Source organism: Allobosea sp. P1_A7 (assembly GCF_056406775.1).
On the sequence record NZ_JBFTZN010000488.1, the window covers coordinates 1 to 2,359 of the forward strand.

At 64.5% G+C, this 2,359-nt stretch carries 2 protein-coding genes; both read left to right on the forward strand.

Annotation, left to right across the window (positions count from 1 at the left end):
* Positions 1–202 precede the first annotated feature (202 nt).
* Complete coding sequence (locus AC1D34_RS36710; RefSeq protein ID WP_476826916.1) at positions 203–1,519, forward strand: IS701 family transposase; 1,317 nt, start codon at positions 203–205, stop codon at positions 1,517–1,519.
* A gap of 301 nt (positions 1,520–1,820) precedes the next feature.
* A complete protein-coding gene (locus AC1D34_RS36715) occupies positions 1,821–2,027 on the forward strand; it encodes a manganese efflux pump (RefSeq protein WP_476826917.1) in 207 nt (68 codons plus the stop codon).
* The last annotated feature ends 332 nt before the right edge of the window (positions 2,028–2,359 follow it).

Here is a 2,359-nt window from a genome sequence, read left to right on the forward strand (position 1 = left end):
TGTCGGAGGCCCCTTGAGCAGCGGCCCCAAGGCACAAAACCCATAGGCCCTCGCGCCGGCGGCTTCGTTCAATCCGGCTTCAATGAGGTCGCGCGCCGCGCCTCGCTCCACGATCAGTGCCGCGCGACCTCACAGAACCCTCCAGATTCCCGGGGCGCGATTTGCGTGATTCATAGGTGGTCGGCTTTCTGGAGGGCCGGCCATGGACGATACTTGGAAGTCCGATCTTGAGGGGTGGCTTTCGCCCTTTCTGGATGCTCTACGGCACAAGGTGCGGGCGAGGATGTGTCCGGCTTATGTGGCGGGGCTGATCGGCGCGGGAGATCGCAAGAGCATCCAGCCGATGGCGGCCCGCGACGGCGGTGTCGGCTACGACCAGCTTCATCACTTCATCGCCAGCGGTGTTTGGGACACCGTGCCGCTGGAGAAGGTCTTGCTCACCGAGGCGGACAGGATGGTCGGCGGCGCGGACGCCTGGCTGATCGTTGACGACACGGCTCTGCCGAAGAAGGGCGAGCGCTCGGTCGGTGTCGCGCCGCAATACGCCTCGGCCCTGGGCAAGAACGCGAACTGCCAGACACTGGTGTCGCTGACGCTGGCTTCCGGCGAGGTTCCGATCATGGTGGGGTTGCGGCTGTTCCTGCCCGAGAGCTGGACGAGCGATCCCACACGACTGGCCCGGGCCGGCGTGCCGGACGGTCATGGAGGCTACCGGACCAAGCCCGAGATCGCGCTCGCCGAGATCGATCGGGCGCGCACGGCCGGCCTGCGCTTCGGCTGTGTGCTGGCCGATGCCGGTTATGGCCTCTCTGCGCCGTTCCGTCAGGCTTTGAGCGAGCGTGGCCTCACCTGGGCCGTCGGCATAGGAGCGCGCCAGAAGGTCTATCCGGTCGACGTGGCTCTCGTCTTCCCCGTCTCCGGGCGCGGCCGCCCGCGCAAGAACCATGTGCCCGATGCGAAGTCGGTCTCGGCGGAGAAGACGCTGGCGGCGGCGCCCTGGCGCACGCTCAGCTGGCGGCGTGGGACCAAGGGGCTGCTGAAAGCCCGCTTCGCCGCCATGCGGATCAAGGTGGCCGACGGGCCGCCCCAGAGGAGCGGCGACATGGGACAGCAGCATCTGCCGGGAGAAGAGGCCTGGCTGATCGGCGAACACCGCTCGAATGGAGAGCGCAAATATTACCTCTCGAACCTGCCCGCCGACACCTCGCTCAAGCGCCTGGCCGGCGCGATCAAGGCGCGCTGGATCTGCGAGCAGGCGCATCAGAAGTTGAAGGAGGAGCTCGGGCTCGACCACTTCGAGGGACGATCATGGACGGGGCTGCATCGGCACGCCCTCATGACCATGATCGCCTATGCCTTCCTTCAATCCCGGCGCCTCAAGCAGGCGAAGCGGGAAAAAAAGAATCCAGGGCCCGCCACCGCAGCCGACCCTGCCAGCGGTCCGCGCGGCCATCATCGCCAAGCTCGAACGGCCGCCGCCAACACGATGTCCGCATTGCCGCCGACAACTCAGTTCTAAAAATCTGCCAAAGTAGTGTTAGGTCGTAGACTCTTGAGCGCGAAGCCAAAGCCGCATTGATGCGGTTGCCGTCGTATCGTGCGGGCGCCGTGCGAGGCGACGGGAGACACGGTTGAATCAATCGACGGGAACGGCAGCAGGGCACTGAGACGGTCATCACCTGCGGCCGCCAAGGCGGCACTGGCCACGGCTATCGTGTGCTTCCGCCTCATCGGCGTCAGCTTCCGGACCGAGATCGAAGGGGTAAAATCGACCCATCTGAGACGTTTGAAGATCGGGGACTGGCGACCGGAGTTAGCGCATGTATGGCCTCTCGCTTGCCTTCCTCGATGTCAACATCATGGTCATCGCGCTCGCGATCGGTGCAGCGACATTCCTGATGTCAACTGGCGGCATGCTGGCTGGCCGCTTCATTGGGGCGCAGTTCGGGCGGTGGGCCGAAGTGGTCGGCGGTCTCGCGCTGATCGGCCTCGGAGTCTCGATCCTGATCAGCCACCTCTCGGCCTGACCGCCGAGTGTAAAGTCCAGCCCCCTTCTGCGGGGGCGGTGGCGTAAACGGTCATCCGGAGCGCCACCCCTATGCYGGGACGCAATCACCGAGATCAAAAGTCCGCATCGCGGACTTTGGTCGGTGGCTCCCCCACGTAGTTCCCCGAGACCAACAGCGTGGAAAAGCTTGGACCTTGGCGAGTGGTGGAGCCTGCACAGCGTCCGTACCTTCTGACTCTCGATTTAAAGCCGCTCGCACGCGGCACCGGAGCAAAGACGATGTTCGATCTCTTCAAACTCATCACCGACTCTATCCGCGAACAAACTGAAGAATATTCGAAGGCACAGGAC